This window comes from Streptomyces sp. NPDC007164 (assembly GCF_040634135.1).
Taxonomy (GTDB): Bacteria; Actinomycetota; Actinomycetes; order Streptomycetales; family Streptomycetaceae; genus Streptomyces; species Streptomyces sanglieri.
Genome location: NZ_JBEYFB010000001.1, coordinates 882,299 through 907,569, shown reverse-complemented (window position 1 = coordinate 907,569; position 25,271 = coordinate 882,299). Strand labels below are relative to the sequence as shown.

Sequence of the window (25,271 nt, the reverse complement as noted above, 5' to 3'; positions counted from 1 at the left end):
CGTTGCCGGGTGACCTATCCGAAGCGACCCGAGATGTAGTCCTCGGTGGCCTGGACGGACGGGTTGGAGAAGATGCGCTCCGTGTCGTCGATCTCCACGAGCTTGCCGGGCTTGCCGACCGCCGCGAGGTTGAAGAACGCCGTGCGGTCCGAGACACGGGCCGCCTGCTGCATGTTGTGCGTCACGATGACGATCGTGAAGCGCTCCTTCAGCTCGCCGATCAGGTCCTCGATGGCGAGGGTGGAGATCGGGTCCAGCGCGGAGCAGGGCTCGTCCATCAGCAGCACGTCCGGCTCGACCGCGATCGCGCGGGCGATGCACAGACGCTGCTGCTGACCGCCGGAGAGACCGGAGCCGGGCTTGTTCAGCCGGTCCTTGACCTCGTTCCAGAGGTTGGCGCCGCGCAGCGACTTCTCGACGATGTCGGGCAGCTGGTTCTTCTTGTACGAGCCGTTCAGCTTGAGGCCGGCCGCGACGTTGTCGAAGATCGACATGGTCGGGAACGGGTTCGGGCGCTGGAAGACCATGCCGACCGTGCGGCGCACGGTGACCGGGTCGACGTTCGCCCCGTACAGGTTCTCGTCGTCCAGCAGCACCTTGCCCTCGACGCGGCCACCGGGGGTGACCTCGTGCATGCGGTTCAGGGTGCGCAGGAAGGTGGACTTTCCGCAGCCGGACGGGCCGATGAAGGCGGTCACGGAGCGGGGCTCCACGGTCATCGAGATGTCCTCGATGGCGAGGTGGGAGCCGTAGTAGGCGGACAGGCCGCTGACGTCGATGCGCTTGGCCATCTGAATCACTGCTTCTTTCTGTTGGCCGCGTCAGCGGCCGGCCACGCGGCGGAGCCGCATATTCAGTGCTGTGGGGCCTTCCAGCGGGCGATGCCGCGAGCCACCAGGTTGAGGATCATGACGAAGGCGATCAGGACCAGCGCGGCGGCCCAGGCACGGTCGTACGACTGGTCGGTGCCGACCCTGTACTGCTCCCAGATGTAGAAGGGGAGCGAGGACTGTGCGCCCTGGAACGGGTTGGGGTTGATCAGCTGGCTGCCGAATACCAGCAGCATGATCGGCGCGGTCTCACCGGCGATGCGGGCGATCGCGAGCATCACACCGGTGGTGATGCCGCCGATCGCGGTCGGCAGGACCACCTTCAGGATGGTGCGCCACTTCGGGACGCCGAGGGCGAGCGATGCCTCGCGGAGCTCGTTCGGGACGAGCTTGAGCATCTCCTCGGTGGAGCGGACCACGACCGGGATCATCAGGATCGTGAGCGCCAGCGCACCCATCAGGCCGGACGGCTGGGTCTTCGTCATCAGCATGATCGAGAGGATGAAGAGACCGGCGACGATGGACGGGATGCCCGTCATGACATCGACGAAGAAGGTCACGGCCTTGGCCAGGGCGCCCTTGCCGTACTCCACCAGGTAGACGGCGGTCAGCATGCCGATCGGGGCGGAGATCACGGTGGCGATGCCGACCTGCTCCAGCGTCCCGATCAGCGCGTGGTAGACACCGCCGGTCGGCTCGGAGCCGAGCACGCCGGCCATCGAGTGGGTCAGGAAGTAGACGTCCAGGCGCTCCGCGCCCCGGCTGATCGTCGTCCACAGCAGCGAGGCGAGCGGCACGACGGCCAGCAGGAAGCACACCCAGACGATGCTGGTGGCGAGCCGGTCCTTGGCCTGGCGCCGGTTCTCGACGACCGAGGTCGTGACGTACGAGATGGCGACGAAGAGCAGGGCGGAGAACAGGCCCCACTGGGTGTGGCTCTGCCAGCCGGCCGCGGCGCCGGTGCCCACGCCCAGCGCGAGCGCGAGCGCGGCGAAGGCGAACGGGGCCCAGCGGGGCAGTGCCCGGCTGCTCAGGCTGGTCGGACGGACGGTCTCCGTCGGGACGGGCCGCTCCTGTATGCCGGTGTTGGCTGCCTGGCTCATGCGTTGGCCCCCGAGTATTCCTTGCGGCGGGCGATGATCATCCGGGCCGCGCCGTTGACCAGCAGGGTGAGGACGAAGAGCACCAGGCCGGAGGCGATCAGGGCGTCGCGCCCGAATTCGTTGGCCTCGTCGAACTTCGCGGCGATGTTCTGGGCGAAGGTGCCGCCGCCGGGATTGAGCAGGTGCCCGGAGATGACGAAGCTCGGCGACAGGACCGTGGCGACGGCCATCGTCTCGCCGAGCGCACGGCCCAGGCCCAGCATCGAGGCGGAGATCACGCCGGAGCGGCCGAAGGGGAGCACCGAGAGGCGGATGACTTCCCAGCGGGTGGCGCCCAGGGCGAGGGCGGCTTCCTCGTGCATCTTCGGGACCTGGAGGAAGACCTCGCGGCTGACACTGGTCACGATCGGCAGGATCATGATCGCGAGCAGGATGCCGACGGTGAAGAGCGAGCGGGCGACGCCGACCTCGGTCTTCTCGAAGATGTACGTCCAGCCGAAGAACTGGTCGAGCCAGAGGTTCAGGCCCTCCAGGTACGGGACCAGGACGAGGGCGCCCCAGATGCCGTACACGATGCTCGGCACTGCGGCGAGCAGGTCGACGACGTAGGCGAGGGGCGCGGCCAGCTTGCGCGGCGCGTAGTGCGAGATGAACAGGGCGATGCCGACAGCGACCGGGACGGCGATGGCCATCGCGATGATCGAGCTGACGACCGTGCCGAAGAGGAGGACCGCGATGCCGAACTCCGGCGGGGTGCCGGCCGGGTTCCAGTCGAGGGTGGTGAAGAAGTTGCCCTCGTCCTTGGAGATGGCGAGCGAGGCGCGGTAGGTCAGGAACACGGCGATCGACGCCATGATCACGAGCAGCAGAATGCCCGAGCCCCTGGAGAGGCCCAGGAAGATCTTGTCGCCCGCGCGGCCGGTCTTCGTCCCGGCGCGCTTGCGCGCCGCCGGCGGCGCCGGCGGCGAATCTATCGGTGTGGTGGAAGCCATGGTCTTTCCGGTCTGTGTGGGGGAGCGGTCTGGCTCCCCTGGCGGCGGTGCACCGGATGGAAGGTGGCGGACCGGTCCGGAGGGGTGCACCGGACCGGTCTGCCGGATGTTGCTGGCGTTACTGGCGTTACTGGTGTTGCTGAAGGTGCTGCGGGTGTGGCTTGCGCGTCCCGGTTACGAGAGGGAGGCGATGGTCTCGCGGACCTTGGCGTTGATCTCGGCCGGGATCGGCGCGTAGCCGGCCTCGGTGAGGAGCTTCTGGCCCTCGTCACCGGCGGTGTAGTTCAGGAAGGACTTGACCGTGGAGAGGGTCTCGGCCTTGTTGCCCTTGTCGCAGACGACCTCGTACGTCACCAGGACGATCGGGTAGGCACCCTCGGCCTTGGTGGTGTAGTCGAGGTCCAGCGCCAGGTCCTTGCCGGTGCCCTTGATCTTGGCGGCGGCGATGGCCTTGGAGGCGTTCTCCGAGGTGGCCTTGACCGGGGCGGCGCCGCCGGTGTTGATGTCCACGGTGGAGATCGACTGCGAGGCGGCGTAGCTGAGCTCGAAGTAGCCGATCGAGCCGTCGACCTGCTTCACCTGGGCGGCGACGCCGGAGGAACCGGACGCGGCCTGGCCACCGGGGGCCGGCCACTTCTTCTCGGCCTCGTACTTCCAGTCGCTCGGGGCGGTCGCGCCGAGGTACTTGCCGAGGTTCTGCGTGGTGCCGGAGTCCTCGGAGCGGTGGAAGGCCTGGATCGGCTTGTCCGGGAGCTTCGCGCCGGAGTTGAGCTTGGCGATCGCCGGGTCGTTCCACTTCTTGATCTTGCCGTCGAAGATCTTGGCGAGCGTGGGGGCGTCCAGCGTCAGGCTGTCGACACCCTCCAGGTGGAAGCCGATGGCGATCGGGCCGCCGACCATCGGGAGGTTGATGCCCTGGCCGCCCTTGCAGATCTTCTTCGAGTCGGCGACCTCTTCGGGCTTCAGCGCCGAGTCGGAACCTGCGAAGCCGACGGTGCCCTGGTTGAAGGCGACGATGCCCTCACCGGAGGAGGAGGACTTGTAGTTGATCTCGACGCCGGAGCAGCCGGCCATGTAGTTCTTGGCCCAGAGGTCCATGGCGTTCTTCTGCGCGCTGGAGCCGGAGGCGGGCAGCTGGCCCTTGGCGTCGTCGCACTTGATGTTCGACGCGGCGCTCGTCTTCCCGCCGTTGCCGCCGGTGGTGCCGCCGCTGTTGTCGTCCGAACCGCACGCCGTGAGGACCAGGGCGCCGGAGACGGCGAGGGCACCGAGCGCGGTGGCACGAAGCCGGTTCTTGCGCTGAAGCTTCACTTTCGGGTGTTCCTTCCAGGAGCCGCCGAGGTCTTTTCGTTCTACGACGGCGTGCGTTGTCGTGGGTGCTCCGGCGTTTCGCCGCGCACCGTGCACTGCCGAAGTTAGGCAGAACAGGTGAAGCGTCCTACGGGGGAGAGTGAACGGAAGGTGAACCGTGCAGGACGGTGCGGTTCTCGCCCTTGGTCAGAGCTTCTACGGTGTCGGCGGTCCGGGAATGTCGGGTTTCCCCGGCGCGGTGGGAGGCCGGCGGAGCCGAGGCTCCGGCGTGGTCGGGGTCCGGCGGGTCCGGGGCTCCCGGCGTGGTGGGAAGTCCGGCGGGTCAGGGGCCCCCGGCGCGGTCAGAGGCCCGGCAGCAGCGCGAGCAGCGCGTCGACCAGCTCCCGGTCGCGGTCCTGGCTGAGGCGGGCACGGGCCGCCTCGGGGACGAGCCAGCTCACCCGGTCGACCTCGGAGCCGGGCACGAAGGAGCCACCGGCCGCCTCGGCCGCCCAGTAGGCGACCTCCTTGGGGCGGCCGTTCGCGAGGTAGCGGACCGTGGGGAGCGGGGCGCCGGGGACACAGTGGTGGCCGGTCTCCTCCAGGACCTCGCGCAGGGCGGCGTCCAGCGCCGGTTCGCCACGCTTCAACTTGCCCTTGGGGTGCGACCAGTCGTCGTAACGCGGCCGGTGGACCAGGCAGATCTCCAGCTTGCCGGAGTGCTCGGACCGGCGCCAAAGCACGCACCCCGCGGCGAGCACCGGCCCGTTCACGGCGCGTCTGGTGCCGCGGGCGCCCACCGCCCCGTTCATGGCGCGATCACGGCCGCGGCGTACGGCCAGCTCGTCCGGAACACGCCGCGGGCCGCCGTCACCTCGTGGCGCTGGTCGGCGTGGAGCACCCCCAGGGCGTACGCGGTGGCCGGCGCGATGCGGGGCGTACGGGCCGCCGATGCCGCCGCCGCGGCCGCCTCCGAGGCGTCCCGGTGCAGATCGAGGGCGTGACCCGGCGCGGCCAGGACCGGGTCCGGGGCGCCCCGGACCACCTCGTGGGCGTACCGGTGCAGCCGGAGCAGCAGCCGGGTCCGGTGCCAGGGCGCGTCCTGCGCCTCGTTGTACGGCTCGACCGCCTGGCCGGACGGGAGCGCCGCCACCGCACCGAGCAGCTGCTGCTCGGCCCGGTCGGCGGGCCCGTGCAGCATCTCCTCGGCCGGGGCCGCGGCCGCCGGGGCGAGCGGGACCTCGGAGGCGAGCAGCGCGACGGCGTCGGCCACCGCGTGGAAGCGGGAGGAGCCGAGCGCCTGGAGCGCCGTGGAGTGCGCGCGGGTACGGGCCAGGGTCAGCTGCCGTTCGAGCAGCGCTCCGGCGCGGGCGGCGCCGACACCGAGGGCGGCGCGCTCCTTGTCGGTGGCGCCGTCGGAGCCGGTCCCGTTGCGGGCGGGGGGCAGCGAGGTGCCGGACAGCGCGTGCAGCGCTTCCAGCAGCCGGTTCAGCCGGGTCGCGTAGGCGTGTTCTCTGGCCAGGGTGCCGGAGAGCCAGGCCAGTTCGGTACGGAGCTGCTCGGCCCAGGTGGCGTCCAGCGCCGCCCGGAAGGTGTGCAGCGTGCCGCCGATCCGGCGCGAGGAGCGGCGCAGCGCACCGGCCGCCTCCTCGGCTCCGTGGTTTCCGGCGTCCGTGGGGGCGCTGTTCTCGCGGTGCAGGCGCAGGCTGCGGAGGAATTCGGCCGCCTGGTCCTGAAGGTAGGGCGCGAGTACGGCGCCCGCCGTAAGGTCCGCCTGCGTCGTCTGGTGGTCATGGCGTCGCACGCCGGCGCCTCCGGGCGTCAATGAGCATTTCCTGTACGTGCCGCAGCGGCTGACCGTCCGCGTCCATGGCGTGCCGGGTCCAGTTCCCGTCGGGACCGAGGTGCCAGGAGGAGGTGGTGTCGGCCATGCCGGTCTCCAGGAGACGGCTGAGCGCGGCGCGGTGGGCGGGGTCGGTGACCCGGACCAGTGCTTCGATCCGGCGGTCGAGATTGCGGTGCATCATGTCGGCGCTGCCGAACCACACTTCGGGTTCGCCGCCGTTGCCGAAGGCGAAGAGCCGGGAGTGTTCGAGGAAGCGGCCCAGTATGGAGCGGACCCGGATGTTCTCGGAGAGGCCGGTGACACCGGGGCGGATCGCGCAGATTCCGCGTACCCAGATGTCCACCGGTACGCCGGCCGTCGCGGCCCGGTAGCAGGCGTCGATGATCGCCTCGTCGACCATCGAGTTGACCTTGATGCGGACATAGGCGGTCCGCCCGGCCCGCTGGTGGGTGATCTCCTTGTTGATCCGGGCGATCAGCCCGTCCCGCAGGGATTTCGGGGCGACCAGGAGGCGGCGGTAGGTCTCGCGGCGGGAGTAGCCGGAGAGCCGGTTGAAGAGGTCGGAGAGGTCCGCGCCGACCTGTGGGTCCGCGGTCAGCAGGCCGATGTCCTCGTAGAGCCTGGCGGTCTTGGGGTGGTAGTTGCCGGTGCCCACGTGGGAGTAGCGGCGCAGGGTGTCGCCCTCCTGCCGGACGACGAGCGAGAGCTTGCAGTGGGTCTTGAGGCCGACGAGTCCGTAGACCACGTGGCAGCCGGACTCCTCCAGCTTCCGCGCCCACTTGATGTTGGCCTGCTCGTCGAAGCGGGCCTTGATCTCGACGAGTACGAGGACCTGCTTGCCGGACTCGGCGGCGTCGATGAGCGCGTCGACTATCGGCGAGTCGCCCGAGGTCCGGTACAGGGTCTGCTTGATGGCGAGGACGTCGGGGTCGCTCGCGGCCTGCTCCAGGAACGCCTGTACGGAGGTGGAGAAGGAGTCGTACGGGTGGTGCAGGAGCACGTCGCGTTCGCGCAGCGCGGCGAAGATGTCGGGCGCGGAGGCGGATTCGACCTCGGCCAGGTCGCGGTGGGTGCCGGCGATGAACTTGGGGAACTTCAGCTCGGGCCGGTCCAGCGAGGCTATGCCGAAGAGCCCGGTGAGATCGAGCGGTCCGGGCAGCGGGTAGACCTCGGCGTCGGACACCTTCAGCTCGCGGACCAGCAGGTCCAGCACGTACGGGTCGATGGACTCCTCAACCTCCAGCCGGACCGGCGGGCCGAAGCGGCGCCGCATGAGCTCCTTCTCCAGGGCCTTGAGGAGGTTCTCGGCGTCGTCCTCCTCGACCTCCAGGTCCTCGTTCCTGGTGACCCGGAACATGTGGTGGGCGAGGACCTCCATGCCCGGGAAGAGCTCTTCGAGGTGGGCCGCGATGATGTCCTCTATGGGCACGTACCGCTGCGGCGACGCCTCCAGGAAGCGGGTCAGCAGTGGCGGCACCTTGACCCGGGCGAAGTGGCGGTGGCCGCTGACCGGGTTGCGTACGACGACGGCGAGGTTGAGCGAGAGTCCCGAGATGTACGGGAAGGGGTGCGCCGGGTCGACGGCGAGCGGCGTCAGCACGGGGAAGACGCGCTGCCGGAAGAAGGTGAACAGGCGGGCCTGTTCCTTCTCGGTCAGCTCCGGCCAGCGGATCAGCTGGATGCCCTCGTCGGACAGGGCGGGGGCGATGTCCTGCTGGAAGCAGGCGGCGTGCCGGGCCATGAGTTCGCGCGAGCGGGTCCAGATCAGGTCCAGGACCTCGCGGGGCTGGAGTCCGGAGGCGGAACGGGTGGCGACGCCGGTGGCGATGCGGCGCTTCAGACCGGCCACCCGGACCATGAAGAACTCGTCCAGGTTCGAGGCGAAGATGGCGAGGAAATTAGCCCGTTCGAGGAGGGGGGTCGCGGGGTCCTCGGCGAGTTCGAGCACCCGTTCGTTGAACGCGAGCCAACTGCGCTCGCGGTCCAGGAAGCGGCCCTGTGGCAGCTCGTCGCCGTCGACGTCGGGTTCGTACGCGTCGACATCGGCGTCGATGTCGGGGTCCAGGTCGGCGGCGGTGGACAACGCGGCACCGTTGGACGCTGCGGTGGCGACGGCATGCGGCCGGTGCGCGGCGAGTGAGCCGACCGACGGCTGCACGGTGGGCTGGACCGGTACCTCGGAGCTGGGCTGCTGGCTCATGGCCCTATTCTTCCGCGCGGATGGCCCAAGGGGCGCGCCGGAGGGTGCGGAGATCGCGGGGAACGCGCGGTTCACGTCGTTCGTGCGGTCTCCGCCGGGATTTCTCCCGTTGCGGGGGGTCGGCACGGCTGGCTGCATCCTGAAAGGGTGGCAAGCGCTTCTGAATGGCTGGTAACGGCGACATGACGTGCAGGAAGCGGTGTGGCCGTGCCCGGGTGCCCGGAAGGGCCCCGGGCACGGCCGGTGGGCTCAGCCGTGCCGGCGGCGCAGCACCCGGAAGGCGAGGGCGACGGCGAGCGCGGCGAGGGCGAGCAGGATGCCCGTCTCGACGAGCTGGAGGGGCCAGAAGTGCGAGGCGGGGTGGTAGTCGATGTAGCGGTGCGTGATGCCCTTGTCGGCCAGGCACTGCTTGAAGTCGCTGTTCCAGTCCAGGCAGGCGTCCGGAGGCAGCCGTTCACCGGTGGCGGTCAGCCAGCCCCGCCCGGCATCGAACGCCTCGCTGGGGAACCGGTACTTGCTTCCGGGCTCGAACGTGTCCGTCAGGACCGGCCACAGATGGATGCGCGCCTTGTTCAGGGCGAGTACCAGCGCCCCGTACCCCGCCACCGTCACGATCATCGCGGTGACGGTGCGCCGCAGCAACAGTCCGGCGAGCGCTCCGAGGGCCAGCATGCACAGCGCGTAGCCGACCGGGACGGTGCCGATCGAGCGGTACACCTCACGCTCTTGCCACACCGGCAGCTGGTGCCCCGCGTTGTCCCGGGCCTGTGCCCACGTACTGACGGCCGACAGCACGGAGACGGAGGCCAGCGCAACGACGGCGGGCACCGCGAGCTTGGCGGCGAGCCAGCCGGCGGGCGTCACGGACTGCGACCAGGCCAGCCGGTACGTGCCGCTCTCCAGCTCACGGGCGATCACCGGGCCCGCCACGAAGATCCCGACGAACGCGGGAAGGACCATCATCAGCAGGCTGGACCAGTTGAGGGCGTCCGTCGTCCACAGCCGGCGGTCGAGATACGCGTTGACCGTGTCGGTGCAGCCGGGCGTCGTGTGCACGACCGAGCAGCCGGTCCCGGCAAAGGCATCCGTGACATGGTCGGCCCAAAGCCGGGTGCCGACCAGCACGACGAAGACCAGTACGGGCACCAGGACGGCGATCCGCAGGGGCCACCGGTGCTGGCGTATGACGACCCGTGCCGGGCCGCGCAGGGCGATCGCGCTCATACGGCGGCCACCTCCTGGCCGGCCTCGACGGCCTGACCGGCCGCCGCGCTCGGCGTCAGCAGCGCCGGCGCCTGTGGCGACCGCAGATGGGCCAGCAGCAGTTCCTCAAGTGAAGGCTCGGCGGCCTCCCAGACGGCGGTGTCCACGGCGCCTTGCCTCCGTACGAGTGTGGTCTGCACACGTCCCGCGGTGCGGGACTCGATGACGGTGTGCGGTGCGGTGTCCTGCACCGGACCGGTGAGCAGGGTGTGCGCGGCGAGCAGGTCCTCCGTCTCGCCGCCGAGGCGGACCCGGCCGCCGTCGACGAGCAGGAGGTAGTCGCAGGAGCCCTCCAGCTCGGTGAGGATGTGCGAGGACATCACGATGGTGGTGGAGTGCTCGGCCGACTCCGCCATCAGCGCGCCCATCAACTGGTGGCGGGCGAGCGGGTCGAGGTCGGCCATCGGCTCGTCCAGCAGCAGCAGTTCGGGCCGCTTGCCCAGCGCGAGGGCCAGGGCGAGCCGGGTGCGCTGACCACCGGAGAGGTCACGGACCCGGGCGTCGCGCGGGAGCTCCCCGGCGATCCGCTCGGCGGTCTCCTGGTCCCAGGTCGCGGGGTTCAGCTCGGCGCCCGCCCAGAGCGTCGCCTCCACCGTCAACTGCGGGTACAGCGGCTTGTCCTGGGCCACGAAGGCCATCCGGGAACGGGCGTCCCCGGGTGCCGCGCCCAGCACCCGTACCGTCCCTTCCGACGGCCGCAGGAAGCCGGCCGCGAGGGCGAGCAGGGTGGACTTGCCCGCGCCGTTGGGCCCGACGAGGGCGCACACCCGCCCGGCGGGCAGCCGGAAGGAGCAGTCGCGCAGCGCCCAGCCCCTGCCCCTGCCCCGGTACTTCATGCCGAGGCCGGTGGCCTCGATCGCAGCGCCTGTCATCCGGCCTGATCCCCCTCGAAAGTCCTGTCCAGTACGGCGGTGAAGAGCGCGCTCACGTCGTCCTTCTCCAGCCCGGCCGCGCGGGCCCGGCGGGTCCAGTCGGCGAGCTCGGCGCGCAGCGGTGCGTCGTCGGCGGCCGCCGCGCCGCCGAGGGCCCGGGTGACGAAGGTGCCGAGCCCGCGCCGGGCCTCGACCAGGCCTTCGCGTTCCAGCTCCCGGTAGGCCTTGAGCACGGTGTTCGGGTTGATGGCGGTGGCCTCGACGACCTCGCGCGCGGTGGGCAGCCGGTCGCCGGGCTCCAGCAGGCCGAGGCGGAGCGCCTGCTTGGTCTGCTGGACGATCTGGAGGTACGTGGCGACGCCGCTGCGCCGGTCGATGCGGTACTCGACCGCTGCGGACTCTGCCATGTTCACCCCTTTCACTAATTGAGTAGTGAAAGGGTGGCGTAAAGAAGGGGCGGCGTCAAGCGACGCCGCCCCCCCGGGTGAGTTGGGCCCGTGGGCCCTTGCCTCAGGACTCCGTGCGGTGCGTGCCTCAGGACTCCGTGCGGTACATCAGGTCCACCTCGTGCGTCGCGAAGCCCATCCGCTCGTAGACGGCCAGGGCAGCCTTGTTGTCCGCGTCCACGTAGAGCATCGCGGTCGGCAGCGCCTCGGCGGCCAGGTGGCGCAGCCCGATCGCGGTGAGCGCCTTGCCGAGCCCGCCGCCCTGCGCGTCGGGCCGGATGCCGACCACGTACACCTCGCCGAGCTGCTCCTCGGCGTGCACCTTCGTCCAGTGGAAGCCGATCAGCTCGCCGTCGCGCTCGGCCAGGAAGAACCCCTTCGGGTCGAACCACGGCTCCGCCTTGCGGTCGTCCAGGTCGCGCTGGGTCAGCGAACCCTGCTCCGGGTGATGGGCGAAGGCGGCGCGGTTCACCGCGAGCCAGGCGGCGTCGTCCTCGCCGGGCAGGAAGGTGCGGACGGTGACGCCGGGCGGCAGCACCGGCTCCGCGATGTCCAGCGGGGCCAACGGGCGGCGCAGCTGGCGCAGTTCGCGGAAGAGCGAGAGGCCGAGGACCTGCGCGAGATGCCGCGCCGCGGACTTCCCGCCGTGCGCCCACACCCGCAGCCGCTTCCCGGTCACGGCGAGCAGCGCCGCGCCCAGCGCCCGCCCGTGGCCCTGCCCCCGGTACGCCGGATGCACGACCAGCTCGGCGGCCGGCGCCTCGACGGGGTCGGTGTCCTCCAGCTGCGCGTACCCGACCAGGACCGTCCCACTGGTCAGCAGCAGGTGCCGGACCCCTGCCCGCCGCCCGCCCCGCAACTGCAACCGCCCCTGCTCGGAGACGGCCTGCCTGCCGTCGGACCGGGCCGCCTCGGCGAGCAGATCGGACACGGCGTCCGCCTGCTCGGGGGAGAGCTCGTCGAGCGTCCGGATCTCACGTCCGGGAGCGGGGAGGGGTGCGTCAGTCGTCATGTCTACGAGCCTACGGGGGCGGGGTGGGTACCGGGGTGGTGCGCGGGCGCTTCGGGACTCGGTACGTGGTCTGTGGCGTGTCCGGTACGCCGTCGGCGACGAGAATGCGGGCCGCCCGGTTCGGCGAGGCCGGGACGGGCAGGGCAGGGCCTTGGTGATCTCCTTCGCGGCTCCGGTCGCGTACCTGCCGGGACGGTGGGTCAGACCACGGCGAGCCGGTCCACCAGCAGCTCCACCCTCGGCCCGGTTTCCTCCGGCGGCAGCCGTCCCGACCGGGTCAGGGTCGCCACCCCGTGCAGGGCCGCCCAGAACACCTCGGTGAACAGCCCCGGTTCGACACCGTCCCCGGCGACCTCGGCGAGGCACTCCAGCAGCGCGGCGAAGGCGTCCTTGAGAGGTTCCGGGGTGTCCTCCTGCGCGTACGCCAGACCGCCGTCGAGCTGGAACAGGGCGTCGTAGACCGCCGGGTTGCGTGCGGCGAAGTCGAGGTAGGCGCTGGCGAGGGCGTACACCCGGGCGCGCGGGCCGTCGGCGGCGGAGGTCGCGGCCCGCAGCGCCACGGCCAGCTCGGTGGCGCCCTGGAGGGCGACGGCGCCGATGATCTCGCGTTTGCCGCGGAAGTGGCTGTAGAGGACTGGCTGGCTGTATTCGATGCGTTCGGCGAGCCGACGGGTGGTGACCGCGTCCCAGCCCTGCTGCTCGGCGAGTTCGCGGGCCGTCGCCACGATGAGGCGCTCGCGGACCGCCCGTTCGCGCTGCTTGCGTTCCTGTACCGACATGAGTCGATCCTAGCAGCGCTAGACATGAGAGCGGCAGTAGTACTAGCGTTGCCTTGTCAGCTAGCGACGCTAGATTTCGGAAGGGCCGTCATGCTCAATGCGCTCCAGGTCGTCACCACCGTGGTCGTCGGCGTGATGGTGGGGGTGGAGTTCTCCGTCGCCTTCGTCATCAACCCGATCCTCAATGCCCTCCCGGAGGACAGTGGCCAACTCGGCCACGCACACGGGGGCCGAATGCTCGGCGCCGTGATGCCGTTCTGGTACATCGGCTCGCTCGTCCTCGTCGGCATCTGGGCTGCCGCCGGGTGGCACCACCACGGAACCGGCCTCGTCGTCACCGCCGGCGGGCTGCTGATCCTCAGCGTGGTCATGTCGCTTCTGCTGCTCGTCCCGATCAACAACCGGAACAAGACGTGGACCCCCGAGAACCGGCCCGAGGACTGGAAGGAGCAGATGAACCGCTGGGGCCGCTTCCACTACGTCCGCGTCGCCGTCATCATCGCCGCCTTCGTTCTGCTGGTCACCGCCCTCGCCTGAGCCCACGGGCCGGCCCCCCCGGTCGTCAGCCGCAGACCGCTCGGCCGGGCGCCCGAAGTACGGCACCGCCACCTCCGTCCGCAGCGCGTCCCCGGACACCAGCACCCTCGAACTCCGCCGGTGTCCGCGGGCCCCTGCGACAACATCGGCCCCCGGCCACGCCCGCCGCTGGGCCCTGCCCCGCCCCGGGCTGAACGTCAAAGGAGAAGCACCATGTCGCTGAAGAACGTCAACACCGTCCTGGCCGCCGCCGTCGCCCTGTTCGTCCTCTACCTCGGGCTGTCCTTCATCCTGACCCCCGAGACGTCCACTCCAGGCGTTGGCCTGCCGAACTGGCCCGACGGCGACGGTGACGGCTTCCTCATCATGAAGGGCATCCGTGAATTCGCGATGGGCCTGGTCATCGGCATCCTGCTGGTGACGGGCCACCGCCGCGCACTGGGCTGGGTCCTGCTGATGGAGGCCGTCGCCCCGTTCGGCGACATGATCAACGTCTTGGCCCACCACGGTTCCGTCGCGGCCGCGTTCGGCATCCACGGCCTGACCTCGGCGCTGATCGCGCTCACCGGCCTGCAGTTCCTCCGCGAGACCAGGAAGGCCCCCGCCCCCGCCCCGGCGCCCGCCGCGCAGCCCACCTGACAGCCGTATGCCCCGAAGGGGTGGCCCGGCCGCATGGCCGGGCCACCCCTCGTCCGTCGGCGGCCGCCGGGAAAGGCCGGACGGCGGCCCTGAATTCCGCTTCGTCGCCCATGTCGTACGGCCTTGCGACGCACATGCGGGCCGGGGCATCTCTGCCCGCATATGTGAGCCATGCGCGTGACCTGTTCCGGTTTGAAGCCATTCCCACCGCATGGCAACCAGTTCGTAACCACCGGCACCTGTCGCGCTACGCGCGTTGACCCTAGGCTGCGCACGAAGTCTCCAGACTCGTCATCACTTTCGAACTCCCGCTGAACTCACAAGGGGACCGATGTCAGCGACACCGCAGAAGAACCGCGCGTCCCGGCGGGTGCTCACCGCCGCGGCCGGGCTCGCCACCGTCGGCGCGCTCGTCGCCGCGATGCCGGCCGGCGCCCAGGACCGCCACGGCCACGGGCACGGTGGCCACGGACACGGGCACGGCCACCACAAGCCGAGCCGTACCGTCGACGTACAGCTGCTGTCCTTCAACGACCTGCACGGGAACCTGGAGCCGCCGGCCGGCTCGGCGGGCAAGGTCCTTGAGACGCAGCCCGACGGCTCGGCCAAGGAGATTCCGGCCGGTGGCATCGAGTACCTCGCCTCCTCGCTGCGCACCGCGCGCAAGGGGCACCCGTACTCGATCACCGCGGCCGGTGGCGACATGGTGGGCGCGAGCCCGCTGCTGTCCGGTCTCTTCCACGACGAGCCGACCATCGAGGCGCTCAACAAGATCGACCTCGATGTGACGACCGTCGGCAACCACGAGTTCGACGAGGGCGCCACCGAGCTGGCCCGCCTCCAGAACGGCGGCTGCCACCCGGTCGAGGGGTGCTACGAGAAGGACAAGAAGTTCGAGGGCGCCGACTTCCCCTACCTCGCCGCCAACGTGACGAACGAGAAGTCGGGCAAGCCGATCCTCAAGCCGTACACGGTGTGGAAGAAGAACGGCGTCAAGGTCGGCTTCATCGGAGTGACCCTGGAGGGCACGCCGAACATCGTCACGGCCAATGGCGTCAAGGGGCTGAAGTTCCACGACGAGATCGAGACGATCAACAAGTACGCCAAGGAGCTGGACCGCCAGGGCGTCAAGTCCATCGTCGCGCTGATCCACGAGGGCGGGGCCCCGGCCTCCGCCTCGTACAACTACGACTGCGACAGCTCCGGCGCCGGTGACGGCATCTCCGGGCCGATCACCGACATCGCCAAGGGCATCACGCCCAAGGTCGACGCCCTGGTCACGGGCCACACCCACCAGGCGTACGTGTGCACGATCCCGGACCCGGCGGGCAACCCGCGCCTGGTCACCTCGGCGTCGTCGTTCGGCAAGGTCTACACGGACACGACCCTCACCTACGACCGCCGTACCAAGGACATCGTCCGTACGTCGGTGAAGTCGGCCGGTGCCTCGAACCCGGAGTCGGCGAACCACATCGTCAGCCGGGACCAGCACAGGGCCCGCGACATGGAGACCCTCATCGCCCGCTGGAACGCCCTCGCGGCGCCCATCGCGAACAAGCCGCAGGGCTACATCTCCGCCGACATCGACGGCCGCGGCTCCAAGGCCCTTGAGAAGCCGCTCGGTGACGTGATCGCCGACGCCCAGCTGGAGGGCCTGGCCCCGGCGGACAAGGGCGGGGCGGTCGTCGCCCTCATGAACCCGGGCGGCATCCGCGCGGACCTGGTGCACAAGGCGAGCGGCGCCGAGGGCGACGGGGTGGTGACGTACGGGGAGTCCTTCACCGTGCAGCCCTTCACCAACATGATGAACGTCGTCGACCTGACCGGCGCCCAGCTGGTGCAGGCGCTCCAGCAGCAGGTCAGCGGCTCCAACGAGGCCAGCCCGAAGATCCTCCAGGTCTCCAAGGGCCTCACGTACACCCTGGACATGACGAAGACGGGCGCGGCCCGCGTGGTCACCGACACCATCAAGCTCAACGGTGAGGCGATCGACCCGGCCAAGACCTACCGCGTCGCGATGAACGAGTTCCTGGCGGGCGGCGGCGACGGCTTCGCGGCCCTCGGCGAGGGCACGAACAAGCTGGTCGGCGCCTCCGACCTGGACCTGTTCAACGCCTACCTGGCGGCCCACTCCACGGCCGAGGCCCCGCTGGCCCCGCCGGCGGCAGACCGGATCACGGTCATCCAGTAACTCCCGTACGCGGGTGAGCGGGGCGGTGGGCCGGCGGGCCCACCGCCCTTCCGCGTTTCCATGGCCTGTTCAGGGCGCCGACCCCGCTCGGGCGAGGGTGAACCAGACCGCCTTCCGGTACGGGAAGCAGCCGCCCAGCACGGACATGCCCCAGGCGAGCGCCAGCTGCTCCACGAGCAACAGCCCGCGTCCGCCCTCCTGTTCGCCGCGCAGGTCGCGGAAGGCCGGCGGCTCGGGCAGGGCCCAATGGTCGTCGTCCGCGACGGAGACGGTGACCTGTTTGCGCTGGACGATCACGCGGACCCGGATCAGGGGCGTGCGGGTATGCCGGTGGGCGTTGGTGACGACTTCCGTGACACACAGACGCGCATCGTCGACCAGCCCGCGGTGTCTGCTGACGGTCAGCAGCGACGCGATGAAGTCACGCGAGAGCTTCGCGGCGCTGGACGTGTTCGGCAGGGCGAGCCGGTAGACCTCGCCGCCCTGTGGGACCGGTGGCGTGGAGTAAGTGGTGGCGTGGACGTGGGTCATGTCGTTCTCCCAACGCGGTGCGGTGCGAACGGGTGCGTCGCTCGTCGTCCGTGGCGATGGCCGTACGCAGGCGAGGGTCAACATGCTTGTGTACGGCTGCACTTCGGTCTGTCGACGTGTGGCGCGGCGGTGTGGCGACCATAGCCGACGCGCCTCACACGTTGGACGCGTTTGTGTAATGTCATGAACGATGTGCGGCTCGATGGGTAACGGGGCCACACTGACCCGGGGAGAGGAGAATGTGATGCCATCAAGGAAGGCGCCCACAGTGCGCCAGCGTCGACTGGGTGCCGAGATGCGCAAGATGCGGGAGCGCACGGGGCTTTCGCTCACGGAAGCGGGTGCGATGCTCAGCACGGACCGCACCACGGTGAGCAACATCGAGTCCGGGCGGTTCGGCGTCAGCGCCGAGCGGGTTCGCGCATGGGCGGAGCACTACGGGTGCTCCGACGAGGCGTACATCGATGCGCTCGCGGAGATGGCACGGGAGCGCATAAGCGGATGGTGGGAGGACTATCGGGGTGAGCTCACCAGCGATGCCCTTGACCTGGCCGAGTTGGAGCACCACGCCGCCGGCCTGCGCTCGATCGAGATCATGCACATTCCTGGACTGCTCCAGACCGAGGACTACGCGAGGGCTGTGTTCGCGGAGGCGGTCCCACCGCTCAGCCCGTCGCATCAACGGCGCCTGCTTTCAAATCGGTTGAAGCGCCGGGACGTGCTCGATCGGGTGGATCAGCCCCGTTGTGTGTTCCTGGTCCACGAGGCGGCGCTGCGGATGGTCTATGGCGGCTCGGCCATTGCGCGCAGCCAACTCGACTATCTGTTGCAGCAGTCGGAGCGGGAGAACGTCGTCATCCGTGCGATCCCCTTCGCGGTGGGCGGTTTCCCGCACGCCAACAGTTCGGCACAATACCTCTACGGTCCCGTGCCGCAGCTCGACACCGCGCAGACGGACACTGCGACCGGATCGGGGTTCCTGGACGCTGAAACAAGCCTTGAGAACTGGCGGGTTGCTCTGAACCGGACCGAAGAGCGCTCCCTCGACCCGGAGAAGACACGGGACTTCATTCGTACCATCGCACTACAAGTATGAAGGCGTGAGAACAATAGAAATCCAGTGGCGAAAGTCGTCGAAATCATCGAATGCCGATGGCAATAACTGCCTTGAGCTGGCCGAGCACGGGGGTGAGATCCTGATGCGCGAGAGCGACAACCCGGGCGTGATCATCCGTACGACCCGTGCCAAGCTCCGCGCCTTCCTCGGTGGCGCCAAGGAAGGCGAGTTCGACGATCTGGCCTGAGCTGTCGCGCTCCCGCCTCGGGCGGCTTCCTGAGCTCCGCAGTTCGACCCACTGCGATTGCAGTCCAGTTCCGCAGCTTGACACCGTGCCGACGGATGTCCTGCTGGGTCCCGGGTTCGTCGACGCAGCGGCGCGGCTCCGGGGAATTTCGGGCGGTGCTCGGCCGAATGGAAGGGCGATCGCTCGATTCGCGTAGCTTCGAGAGACTTCATCAAGGAAGTCGCAGAGCGCATGTGAGGGCATGAGAATGATGGAAATTCAGTGGCGAAAGTCATCCAGGTCGGCTGATGCCGATGGCGACAACTGCCTTGAGCTGGCCGAGCACGGTGGCGAGATCCTGATGCGCGAGAGCGACAACCCGGGCGTGATCATCCGTACGACCCGTGCCAAGCTCCGCGCCTTCCTCGATGGTGCCAAAGAAGGCGAGTTTGACGATCTGGCCTGATTTCTAGTGCTTTCGCTTCGGGCGGTTCCCATCGGCGCAGGCGGGGGCCGCCCTTGGTGTGTCCGGATGGCTTGGATTAGCTGGTCAGGCTGCACGTGTCGACTACTTGCACCTCACTCGTTAGACGTCAAACGCTTGAAACAGGCTCGCTTAAAACGCTAGCTTCGGGTGGTGCCTCCAGCTGGCCCGGCTCTCCGGTGAGTCGCGCCTGGAGTGCCCAACTCCGGTCAACTCTGCGCCAGTTGAACGGAGTTCCGAAGGGTCGCCCCGCGCCTGCCGCTCGTCACGCCGGCCGCAGGCGCGGGGCGGTCCCGGTGCGGCGCCAGGAGGAGCTTCGTGCGCGAGCAACAACCCGTACCCTCCGCGACGCGCGTGTTCTGGTGCGAGCGGGTCACCTACCGCACGATGGAGGCGGACGAGATCGCCGAGGTGTCCCGGCACATGGCGCTCGACCCCGCCGAGGCGATCCGCTTCATCCGGCTCGACGTGCGGGCGCTGGCCGCCGGACTGCCGCCCGTCGAACGCCACCGGGCGCTGAGCTGGGTGGACGGCGGCGGATGTGTCGGTGCCATCGGCGCGCTCCATCGCGGCGAACCCTGTGGCCTCTCCCTCAGTCACCGGGGTGCCTGGACCGAGTGGACCGTGCGCCCGGCTTTCGGCTCTCCCTCAGACGTCAGGGACCGATCCGATCTGCCCGTGTGGCCACCGGGGTGAAGCCATGGCCGGACGCGGGTCGGCCCCGGACGTTTCACGAGGCGCGCGGGGTCCGGTCGTACCTCTGTATCAGGCGGGGGAGCCGTGCGGCGTCGGAGGCGTTGTGCGTACGGACCTTCTCCAGTTCATGGGTGTGGTCCCGGATCGCCGCGTTCTCGTATTCCGCCTCGACGGCGAAGTTCACACCCAGCAGGTTGACCCGCAGCTTGCAGGAGATGTCGGCCGTGGCGACGGCGACCTCCGCACGGCTCGGCCGGGCGGTGCGCAGGTCCCAGCGGGGGTCTTCGAGAGCGGCGTCGGGATCGCGGTAGGTGAATCCCTTGTCCCGCATGCAGGAGGACCATGTCCGGTTCACCGCCGCGACCCGGGGGTCCGAGCGCGAGCGCTCGAACGCCTCGTGGCGCAGGCGGGCGACGAGGTCGTTGCCGCGTTGTGCCGACTCCGAGCCGTCGGCGTACACGGTCCGTCCGGCCTGTCCCGCGCAGCCGTCGCGCGGAACCGGCCTGCCGCGTAAGGGCGTTGACGACGCCCGGCCATCCGCCGTACGGCCGGACAACGCCTCGCGCTCCGGCAGGGACAGGGCGGTCGCGATCTGCGGAGCACGAGTCCCGCCGGGGGCCTTGTCGAGGTGGTACCCGCGTTCGGCGGCGATGGCCCGCTCGCTGATCCCGTAGCGGCGCGACTCGTACTCGCGCCACGTCGCGACCGTGGTCTTGATGTAGTCACTGGACAGATGGGGCAGGTACTGGAAGCCGAAGCCGCGCATGCACCGCTGTTGCACGCGGTAGACGAGGTACTCGCCGGTGGCCTGTTCCTCGGGGGTGGGGAGGTAGGCGTTCAGCGGCAGCCGGAGGTTCGCGGTGGTGGTCGGGGTCGGCGTCGACACCGGCCCGGGGGCGGCGGGCGGCCACACCGGTTCTCCGTCGCACCCGGAGACGAGGAGCGTGGCGGTCAGCGCACCGGCCGACAGGGCGGTGAGCCAGGCCGAACGACGCCGGAACGCGGCCCGTTCCGTGTTCACGCGTGGTCCTGCCATGGGTGACTCTCCGCTCTCTCGGGGCCCTGGTGAGGCTGGAAGCCCTGCCCGAGCCAGAGGCGCGGGCAGGGCGGTCGTGCGGGTTCGGCTCAGGTGCAGCTGTCCACGCGGATCGAGGCGTTGTTGTTGCGCAGGGCGCTGTTCAGGTTTCCCGCGCGCCCGGCGTGGAGCCAGTTCGCGTCACCCTTGAAGCCGGGGGAGTAGAAGACGGCGACGTGGCAGTTGGTGGTGTTGTTGCCCATGGACGCGGCGTTGTTGCGCACCACCTGCCCGGCGCCCGCCGTGCCCGTCCCGTGGTTGGCGAACTTGTTGCCCGACAGGTCCGAGTCCGACGTCCCGGCCGGTGTCCAGCTCGCGTTGGTGAGATTGGGGCTGTAGTAGAGGCACATGTAGGTGCCGCAGGGCTGCCAGAACGACGACCAGGTGTCGATGTTCGTCGAGGTCGCACCGGCCGTCGGTGCGAATGAGAGGGCGGCGGCACTGGTCGCGGCCACGGCGATGCCCACCATGGACGCCCGCTTCAGGGATATGGCTCGTAACACGTTCATCTGCGACTCCTGTGGCTTGTGTGATTCGTGAGTTCGGGTGCACTGCCGGACACTCAGCTCCCGTAGCCATGCCTCGGCTGCGGGAAATCCCCCCGTCGGTCCGGGTGTGGCCCTGGGCGATCGGATCGCACAGGGCCGGATAGTGGCTTTCGCCCGGGGGCGGCCGGGGCCACCCTCGAAGGCGTTGCGTGTCCATGGTCGGGACGGGGCCGGGGGGCCGCGATGGATTCGGTTCTGGCCGAACAGTGGCGCGCGGGAATACGGGACCGGCACGAGGGGGACGCATGCTGAGTGTGAGTTTCACGCCCGAGGATCTGCTGGGGGTGACGTTCGCGACCGGTCCGGCACCCCTGATGGAGCTGGTGCTGGTCGCCGGGATGGTTCAGCGGGACGTCTCGCCGCTGTTCGGGCGGTGGCAGCACGCGGCACGTGCCGGTTTTCCGCAGGCCGCGCGCCGACTGCTGGAACTGGTGCCGCCGACGGCGACGGCCCCGATGTTCCTCGACCCGCTGAGCCATGGGCTGGAGGACGGCCTCGACGCGGTCCTGTCGGCTCCCGCCGACACGGTCCGGGCGGAACTGGGCCGGGTCTGCCGGACGAGCCGTCCGGTCACCCCGTGGATCCGTGGGCTGGCGGACCGGGACAAGGAGGCGTGGCAGGACCTGGAACAGGCCCTGCGCTCGGCGCACGCGAGCTTGGTGGCCCCGTCCTGGAGCCGGGTCCGGTCGGGATTCGACGCCGAACGCGCCTGGCGCACCCGGTTCCTCGCCGAGCACGGAATCCGGGCCACGCTGGCCGGCCTCGTCCCCGGTACGCACTGGCGGGGAACGACCCTGGTCTTCGACTGCGCGAAACACGGCGAGGTCGCTCTGACCGGGCACGGTCTCGTACTGCTGCCGTCCCTCGTGTGGGACGGTCCGCCCCTGGTGGCCGTGCACGAAGGCGCCCCGAGCATCCTCATCTACCCGGCCCTGACCCCGCTGCCCCTGCTCGGTCCGCGCGAGGACGGCGATCCGCTGAGCGCCCTGCTGGGCCGTACCCGGGCGGCCGCCCTCGGCCTGCTCACCCAGCAGCTCACCACCACGGACATCGCCCGGGAGCTGGACATCAGCAAATCGTCGGCCTCCGAACACACCAAGGCCCTCCGGGACGCGCGCCTGATCGTCACAGAACGCGAGGGCAAGGCGGTCCGGCATTCCTGCACCCCGCTGGGGCTGGACCTGCTGACCGGCTCCGCCGCGGCTCCGTGATGCATGCCGTACGTCCTGTTCCCGTCGTGACGTGCACCCGCCATAATCCGTGGGTCGACCCCCCCACGGCAGACGGAGGCACTCCCCGCATGAGCCCGTACACCGCCACTCGCCGGAACTTCCTGGCCGGCGCACTCGCCGCCACCGCCACCGTCCTGGTCGGCGCGGGGCCCGCAGGTGCCGCCGATCGCCAAGTCCGCACCACCCAGGACTGGATGGGCGCCGTCTCCGCCGCCACCGCGCTGCAACGCCTCACGATCCCCGGCTCGCACGACTCCGGCGCCCGCTACGGCGGGCCCTGGACCGAGTGCCAGAACACCACGGTCGCCGAGCAGTTGAACAGCGGCATCCGCTTCCTCGACGTACGGTGCCGGATCACCGGCGGCTCCTTCGCGATCCATCACGGCGCCTCGTATCAGAACCTGATGTTCGGCGATGTGCTGGGCGCCTGCTGGGACTTCCTGGCGACGCACCCCTCCGAGACCGTGCTGATGCGGGTCAAGCAGGAGTATTCGGAGGAGAGCGACGCGGCGTTCCGCGCGGTCTTCGACGACTACCTCGACAACCGGGGCTGGCGGCCGCTGTTCCGTATCGATTCTGCGCTGCCCTCGCTGGGCGAGGCGCGGGGCAAGGTCGTGCTGCTGGCCGACAACGGCGGGCTGCCCGGTGTCCGGTACGCCGACTCGGAACTCTTCGACATCCAGGACGACTACATGGCGGAGCCGTTCGCCAAGTACCCCAAGATCGAGGCCCAGTTCCGCAAGGCCGCCCAGCAGCCCGGCAAGCTGTTCATGAACTACGTCAGCACCGCCGCCCTGATGCCGCCGCGCTGGAACGCGGACCGGCTCAACCCGCAGGTGCAGTCGTTTCTGGACGGCTCGGAGGCGGCGGGCTGGACCGGGCTCGGAATCGTCCCGCTGGACTTCCCCGCCACCCGGTCCGGGCTGGTGGAGTCGCTGATCCGGCACAATCCGGGGGCGTGACGGGCCTGACGGGCCTGACGGATCCCGTGGGCCACCGGGAGACCGTGCACGTGCGCCACGGCCGTAAGGCCCCGTGCGCTGGAGCTGACCGGGCGGTTCGTCAGCGAGGTGGGCAGCGGTCTTGCAAGACGGGGGACTGGACGCGGACCTCACCCGTTTTGCCGACGTGCAGGAATTCGGCGAGTCCGTCTCCGTTGACGTCGGCGAACTGAATCTCCTCCGGCGGGATGGCGGTTTCAGGGTCCGGCACGATCTGGCCGATGTCGTGGAGGGCTTTGCACGATGGGTCGTGCGTGAGCCAGGCCCGTGCGCCGCCCTTGGGGGTGATGAGGATCTGGTCGGCACGCCCGTTGCCGTCGAGGTCGGCATACCTGATCTCACGGTTGAAGACGTGCGTGCCGAGCATCTTGGGAGCGGACCAGCGCACCTGCGTCGGGCCGTCCTTGCCCTTGACCGTCTGGTTGTACCAGACGGTCACCTTGCTGCTCGGTTCGATCCGCAGGTAGTCGATTCGCCCGTCTCCGTTGACGTCGGCGAACTGGATCTCCTTGAGGTCCGGCACGTTGTCGGCGGCATCGCGGAAGGGAAGGCCGGCGTCGCCGACGTACTCCTTCTGACACATGCGTTCGCCGTCCGGGTTTCCTTCGACCCAGGTGTGGACGACCACCCCGCCGCTCTTGTCGACAACCATGCAGTCGGGCCAGCCGTCGCCGTCGATGTCGCCGAAGCGCAACGCATCGCCGTCCGCGCGGGACGCGGGGACGTAGGAGTTCTTGTGATACTCGCCGATGCGCAAGTGGTTGTCCTTGGTGCCGCCGTTCCACCAGAACCTGAATTTCTGGTCCTTGTAGACCGTGACGTAATCGGCTTTCCGGTCTTTGTTGATGTCGAAGAACCAGAACTTGTTCGTGGCCGGGAAATCCTCGGGTGGGGCGACGCCGGCATTCTGCCGCGGCGGGGCCGAAGTGCTCGAACTGGTGGTCACCATAGGGGATTTGGGGTCTGGGCCGGACGAGTCGGCGTCCGATTCCCACGGCATCGGGGCGAAGTAGAGGACCGAGGCGACGACCGCCAGGGCGGCGACCGAGGCGATCGCGATCGTCGGGCGCTGTTTCCTGGAGGACTTTTCCGCGGCCGGGGTGTGCATGGGGGGCCGCGGCGCCGCTTCGGGCCCGGGTACGTACGGCTCGGTGCGTGTCGCGAGGAGGAGGCGGCGGAGAGCGGTGAACGTCCGGTGCTGGGGCGAGTCGGCCTTGAGGATGCTGGAGTGGTCGCCCGGCAGGGCGGAGCTGTCCGGGAAGACGGACTGCGCCGAGGCGCGGGACACCACGCCGTCGCTCTCGCCCGCGTACACCGACACCGGGATGGGGCAGGTCCGGTCGGTGATCGCCGTGGCGTGCACGACGTCCCGGACGACCGTGCGCAGGGTTGCGCTGACCTGGTCGTTCAGCGGTCGCAGATCCTTCTCCTGCGGATGGCGCCCGCCCAGCGCATGCCGTCGTAGGGAGAGCAGCAGTTCCGAGCCGTTGCTCGGGCAGGCGAACATGACGAGCCGCTGGATCCGGGCGAGTTCGGCGCCTCTGCCGTCGTGGAGCATGCGGGCCAGATACCGCTGGGCGACCAGCCCTCCCTGGCTGTGGGTGACCAGGAGCAGCTGGTCGTACGCACCGGCCTCCGTGACCAGGTACTCCTTGAGGCTGTCGGCGACCGTGTCGATCGACGGGAACACCCGCAGCGGATTGACCGGCCGCAGCCCGGTCGCGTACTCGAACGTCAGCGGCTCGACGAACCCGAGCCCCGGGTCCGCGGCGATCAGGCCGCGCAGCGGCTCCCACACCTTCGGCCCGGACATGATCCCGTGGACCATCACGAGCCCCAGTCGACTGTCCCCCACGATGCCGATCCCCTCTCCAAGAGCTGGAACGTTCACCGTAATCCCGTTTCTGATCCCTCTCCTCACGAACAACATGGGAGTGGCCAAAAGCCCGCTCTGGAAACAAGATCAGCGGCGCGATATCGACGCCGGCGCGCAGGGGGCCGGGTTCCGGCTCTGGATTCAGTCCGGCGGAAAGTATGACTTTCTGACTGGTCGCTCGTTGGTTGGGTCATGGGTCGGGGGGTTGACGAATCGCGAGTGGTCGTTGCTGGGGCCGCATCTGCCTGTGCCGGGTGGCAGGCGCGGGCGGCCATCGACTTCGTGGGGCCCTACGCCAAGACCCATTCGGGCATTCTGGTACGCAAGGAAGGCCCTCCACGCATTCGCGAGCTGTCCGACAAGGAAGGGCTCGTCCGGTATATGGATTCGGGCGGCTGGGATGACGATTTCAAGGCGAATTTCGACTCGATCAAGAACACGGGAATGTACAAACCCACGCCCCGGCAGGCAGACGAATTTTCTTGCCGGGACAAGGTGGGTCGGTGAGCTGAACTCTTCCCTTCGCGTGCCGAGCGGTATCCGAC

General features: G+C 69.6%; 26 protein-coding genes. 10 read left to right on the top strand and 16 right to left on the bottom strand.

Annotation, left to right across the window (positions count from 1 at the left end):
- Positions 1–14: 14 nt before the first annotated feature.
- The 12 genes from pstB to ABZ622_RS04170 form a co-directional block, all read right to left on the bottom strand.
- A complete protein-coding gene (gene pstB, locus ABZ622_RS04225; protein WP_360540118.1) occupies positions 15–791 on the bottom strand; it encodes a phosphate ABC transporter ATP-binding protein PstB in 777 nt (258 codons plus the stop codon).
- Positions 792–853: 62 nt separating this feature from the next.
- Positions 854–1,933 carry a phosphate ABC transporter permease PstA gene (pstA, locus tag ABZ622_RS04220; RefSeq protein WP_360540116.1) on the bottom strand — a complete coding sequence of 360 codons (1,080 nt, stop codon included), beginning with the start codon at positions 1,931–1,933 and terminating at the stop codon, positions 854–856.
- A complete protein-coding gene (pstC, locus tag ABZ622_RS04215; RefSeq protein WP_360540114.1) occupies positions 1,930–2,925 on the bottom strand; it encodes a phosphate ABC transporter permease subunit PstC in 996 nt (331 codons plus the stop codon). Before pstC ends, pstA begins: the two co-directional genes overlap by 4 nt.
- Positions 2,926–3,099: 174 nt before the next feature.
- Complete coding sequence (gene pstS / locus ABZ622_RS04210; protein ID WP_360540112.1) at positions 3,100–4,236, bottom strand: phosphate ABC transporter substrate-binding protein PstS; 1,137 nt, start codon at positions 4,234–4,236, stop codon at positions 3,100–3,102.
- Between the two features lie 341 nt (positions 4,237–4,577).
- Positions 4,578–5,027 (bottom strand): NUDIX hydrolase, encoded by a 450-nt coding sequence (locus ABZ622_RS04205; RefSeq protein WP_360540110.1) that lies wholly within the window; start codon positions 5,025–5,027, stop codon positions 4,578–4,580.
- The gene (locus ABZ622_RS04200) at positions 5,024–6,019 is read right to left on the bottom strand and encodes a CHAD domain-containing protein (RefSeq protein ID WP_360540108.1); all 996 of its coding nucleotides are present in this window, start codon (positions 6,017–6,019) and stop codon (positions 5,024–5,026) included. The genes ABZ622_RS04205 and ABZ622_RS04200 overlap by 4 nt, the downstream gene beginning before the upstream one ends.
- Positions 6,006–8,261 carry an RNA degradosome polyphosphate kinase gene (locus ABZ622_RS04195; protein ID WP_360540106.1) on the bottom strand — a complete coding sequence of 752 codons (2,256 nt, stop codon included), beginning with the start codon at positions 8,259–8,261 and terminating at the stop codon, positions 6,006–6,008. The genes ABZ622_RS04200 and ABZ622_RS04195 overlap by 14 nt, the downstream gene beginning before the upstream one ends.
- Positions 8,262–8,510: 249 nt before the next feature.
- Entirely contained in the window at positions 8,511–9,485 is a 975-nt protein-coding gene (locus tag ABZ622_RS04190) for an ABC transporter permease subunit (RefSeq protein WP_360540104.1), read from the bottom strand.
- Positions 9,482–10,396: an ABC transporter ATP-binding protein gene (locus ABZ622_RS04185; RefSeq protein ID WP_360540102.1), complete on the bottom strand. Its 915-nt coding sequence runs from the start codon at positions 10,394–10,396 to the stop codon at positions 9,482–9,484. The genes ABZ622_RS04190 and ABZ622_RS04185 overlap by 4 nt, the downstream gene beginning before the upstream one ends.
- A complete protein-coding gene (locus tag ABZ622_RS04180; protein ID WP_360540100.1) occupies positions 10,393–10,803 on the bottom strand; it encodes a GntR family transcriptional regulator in 411 nt (136 codons plus the stop codon). The genes ABZ622_RS04185 and ABZ622_RS04180 overlap by 4 nt, the downstream gene beginning before the upstream one ends.
- A 127-nt stretch (positions 10,804–10,930) precedes the next feature.
- Positions 10,931–11,854, bottom strand: a complete 924-nt coding sequence (mshD, locus tag ABZ622_RS04175) for a mycothiol synthase (RefSeq protein WP_360540098.1) — start codon at positions 11,852–11,854, stop codon at positions 10,931–10,933.
- Positions 11,855–12,054: 200 nt separating this feature from the next.
- Entirely contained in the window at positions 12,055–12,633 is a 579-nt protein-coding gene (locus ABZ622_RS04170) for a TetR/AcrR family transcriptional regulator (protein ID WP_360540096.1), read from the bottom strand.
- Positions 12,634–12,723: 90 nt separating this feature from the next.
- Between ABZ622_RS04170 and ABZ622_RS04165 the strand changes: the two genes are divergently transcribed.
- The 3 genes from ABZ622_RS04165 (at position 12,724) to ABZ622_RS04155 (ending at position 16,000) form a co-directional block, all read left to right on the top strand.
- On the top strand, positions 12,724–13,170 hold the full coding sequence (locus ABZ622_RS04165) for a DUF1772 domain-containing protein (protein WP_360540094.1): 447 nt from the start codon (positions 12,724–12,726) through the stop codon (positions 13,168–13,170).
- Positions 13,171–13,383: 213 nt separating this feature from the next.
- On the top strand, positions 13,384–13,809 hold the full coding sequence (locus ABZ622_RS04160) for a DUF4267 domain-containing protein (RefSeq protein WP_360540092.1): 426 nt from the start codon (positions 13,384–13,386) through the stop codon (positions 13,807–13,809).
- Between the two features lie 331 nt (positions 13,810–14,140).
- On the top strand, positions 14,141–16,000 hold the full coding sequence (locus ABZ622_RS04155; protein WP_360540090.1) for a bifunctional metallophosphatase/5'-nucleotidase: 1,860 nt from the start codon (positions 14,141–14,143) through the stop codon (positions 15,998–16,000).
- A 69-nt stretch (positions 16,001–16,069) separates the two neighbouring features.
- Here ABZ622_RS04155 and ABZ622_RS04150 read toward each other — a convergent pair whose 3' ends face one another.
- A complete protein-coding gene (locus tag ABZ622_RS04150) occupies positions 16,070–16,531 on the bottom strand; it encodes an ATP-binding protein (RefSeq protein ID WP_360540088.1) in 462 nt (153 codons plus the stop codon).
- A 244-nt stretch (positions 16,532–16,775) separates the two neighbouring features.
- Here ABZ622_RS04150 and ABZ622_RS04145 point away from each other — a divergent pair, with 244 nt between their 5' ends.
- From ABZ622_RS04145 to ABZ622_RS04130, 4 genes are all read left to right on the top strand, one after another.
- Positions 16,776–17,627: a helix-turn-helix transcriptional regulator gene (locus tag ABZ622_RS04145; RefSeq protein ID WP_360540086.1), complete on the top strand. Its 852-nt coding sequence runs from the start codon at positions 16,776–16,778 to the stop codon at positions 17,625–17,627.
- A gap of 13 nt (positions 17,628–17,640) precedes the next feature.
- Positions 17,641–17,835 carry a DUF397 domain-containing protein gene (locus ABZ622_RS04140; RefSeq protein ID WP_360540283.1) on the top strand — a complete coding sequence of 65 codons (195 nt, stop codon included), beginning with the start codon at positions 17,641–17,643 and terminating at the stop codon, positions 17,833–17,835.
- Between the two features lie 250 nt (positions 17,836–18,085).
- Positions 18,086–18,280, top strand: a complete 195-nt coding sequence (locus ABZ622_RS04135) for a DUF397 domain-containing protein (protein ID WP_360540281.1) — start codon at positions 18,086–18,088, stop codon at positions 18,278–18,280.
- A gap of 336 nt (positions 18,281–18,616) precedes the next feature.
- Positions 18,617–18,994 carry a hypothetical protein gene (locus ABZ622_RS04130; protein ID WP_360540084.1) on the top strand — a complete coding sequence of 126 codons (378 nt, stop codon included), beginning with the start codon at positions 18,617–18,619 and terminating at the stop codon, positions 18,992–18,994.
- 34 nt (positions 18,995–19,028) lie between these two features.
- On the opposite strand, the gene ABZ622_RS04125 is transcribed toward ABZ622_RS04130, so the two are convergent.
- The gene (locus ABZ622_RS04125) at positions 19,029–20,030 is read right to left on the bottom strand and encodes a hypothetical protein (protein WP_360540082.1); all 1,002 of its coding nucleotides are present in this window, start codon (positions 20,028–20,030) and stop codon (positions 19,029–19,031) included.
- Between the two features lie 89 nt (positions 20,031–20,119).
- On the bottom strand, positions 20,120–20,578 hold the full coding sequence (locus tag ABZ622_RS04120) for a hypothetical protein (protein WP_360540080.1): 459 nt from the start codon (positions 20,576–20,578) through the stop codon (positions 20,120–20,122).
- 284 nt (positions 20,579–20,862) lie between these two features.
- Between ABZ622_RS04120 and ABZ622_RS04115 the strand changes: the two genes are divergently transcribed.
- Together ABZ622_RS04115 and ABZ622_RS04110 are read left to right on the top strand one after the other, a co-directional pair.
- Entirely contained in the window at positions 20,863–21,828 is a 966-nt protein-coding gene (locus ABZ622_RS04115) for an ArsR family transcriptional regulator (RefSeq protein ID WP_360540078.1), read from the top strand.
- 89 nt (positions 21,829–21,917) lie between these two features.
- A complete protein-coding gene (locus ABZ622_RS04110; protein ID WP_360540076.1) occupies positions 21,918–22,811 on the top strand; it encodes a phosphatidylinositol-specific phospholipase C in 894 nt (297 codons plus the stop codon).
- Between the two features lie 100 nt (positions 22,812–22,911).
- Here ABZ622_RS04110 and ABZ622_RS04105 read toward each other — a convergent pair whose 3' ends face one another.
- Positions 22,912–24,705 (bottom strand): FG-GAP-like repeat-containing protein, encoded by a 1,794-nt coding sequence (locus ABZ622_RS04105; protein WP_360540074.1) that lies wholly within the window; start codon positions 24,703–24,705, stop codon positions 22,912–22,914.
- Positions 24,706–24,945: 240 nt separating this feature from the next.
- On the opposite strand from ABZ622_RS04105, the gene ABZ622_RS04100 reads away from it, so the two are divergent.
- Positions 24,946–25,233, top strand: coding sequence for a hypothetical protein (locus ABZ622_RS04100; RefSeq protein WP_360540072.1), 288 nt, complete (start codon positions 24,946–24,948; stop codon positions 25,231–25,233).
- The last annotated feature ends 38 nt before the right edge of the window (positions 25,234–25,271 follow it).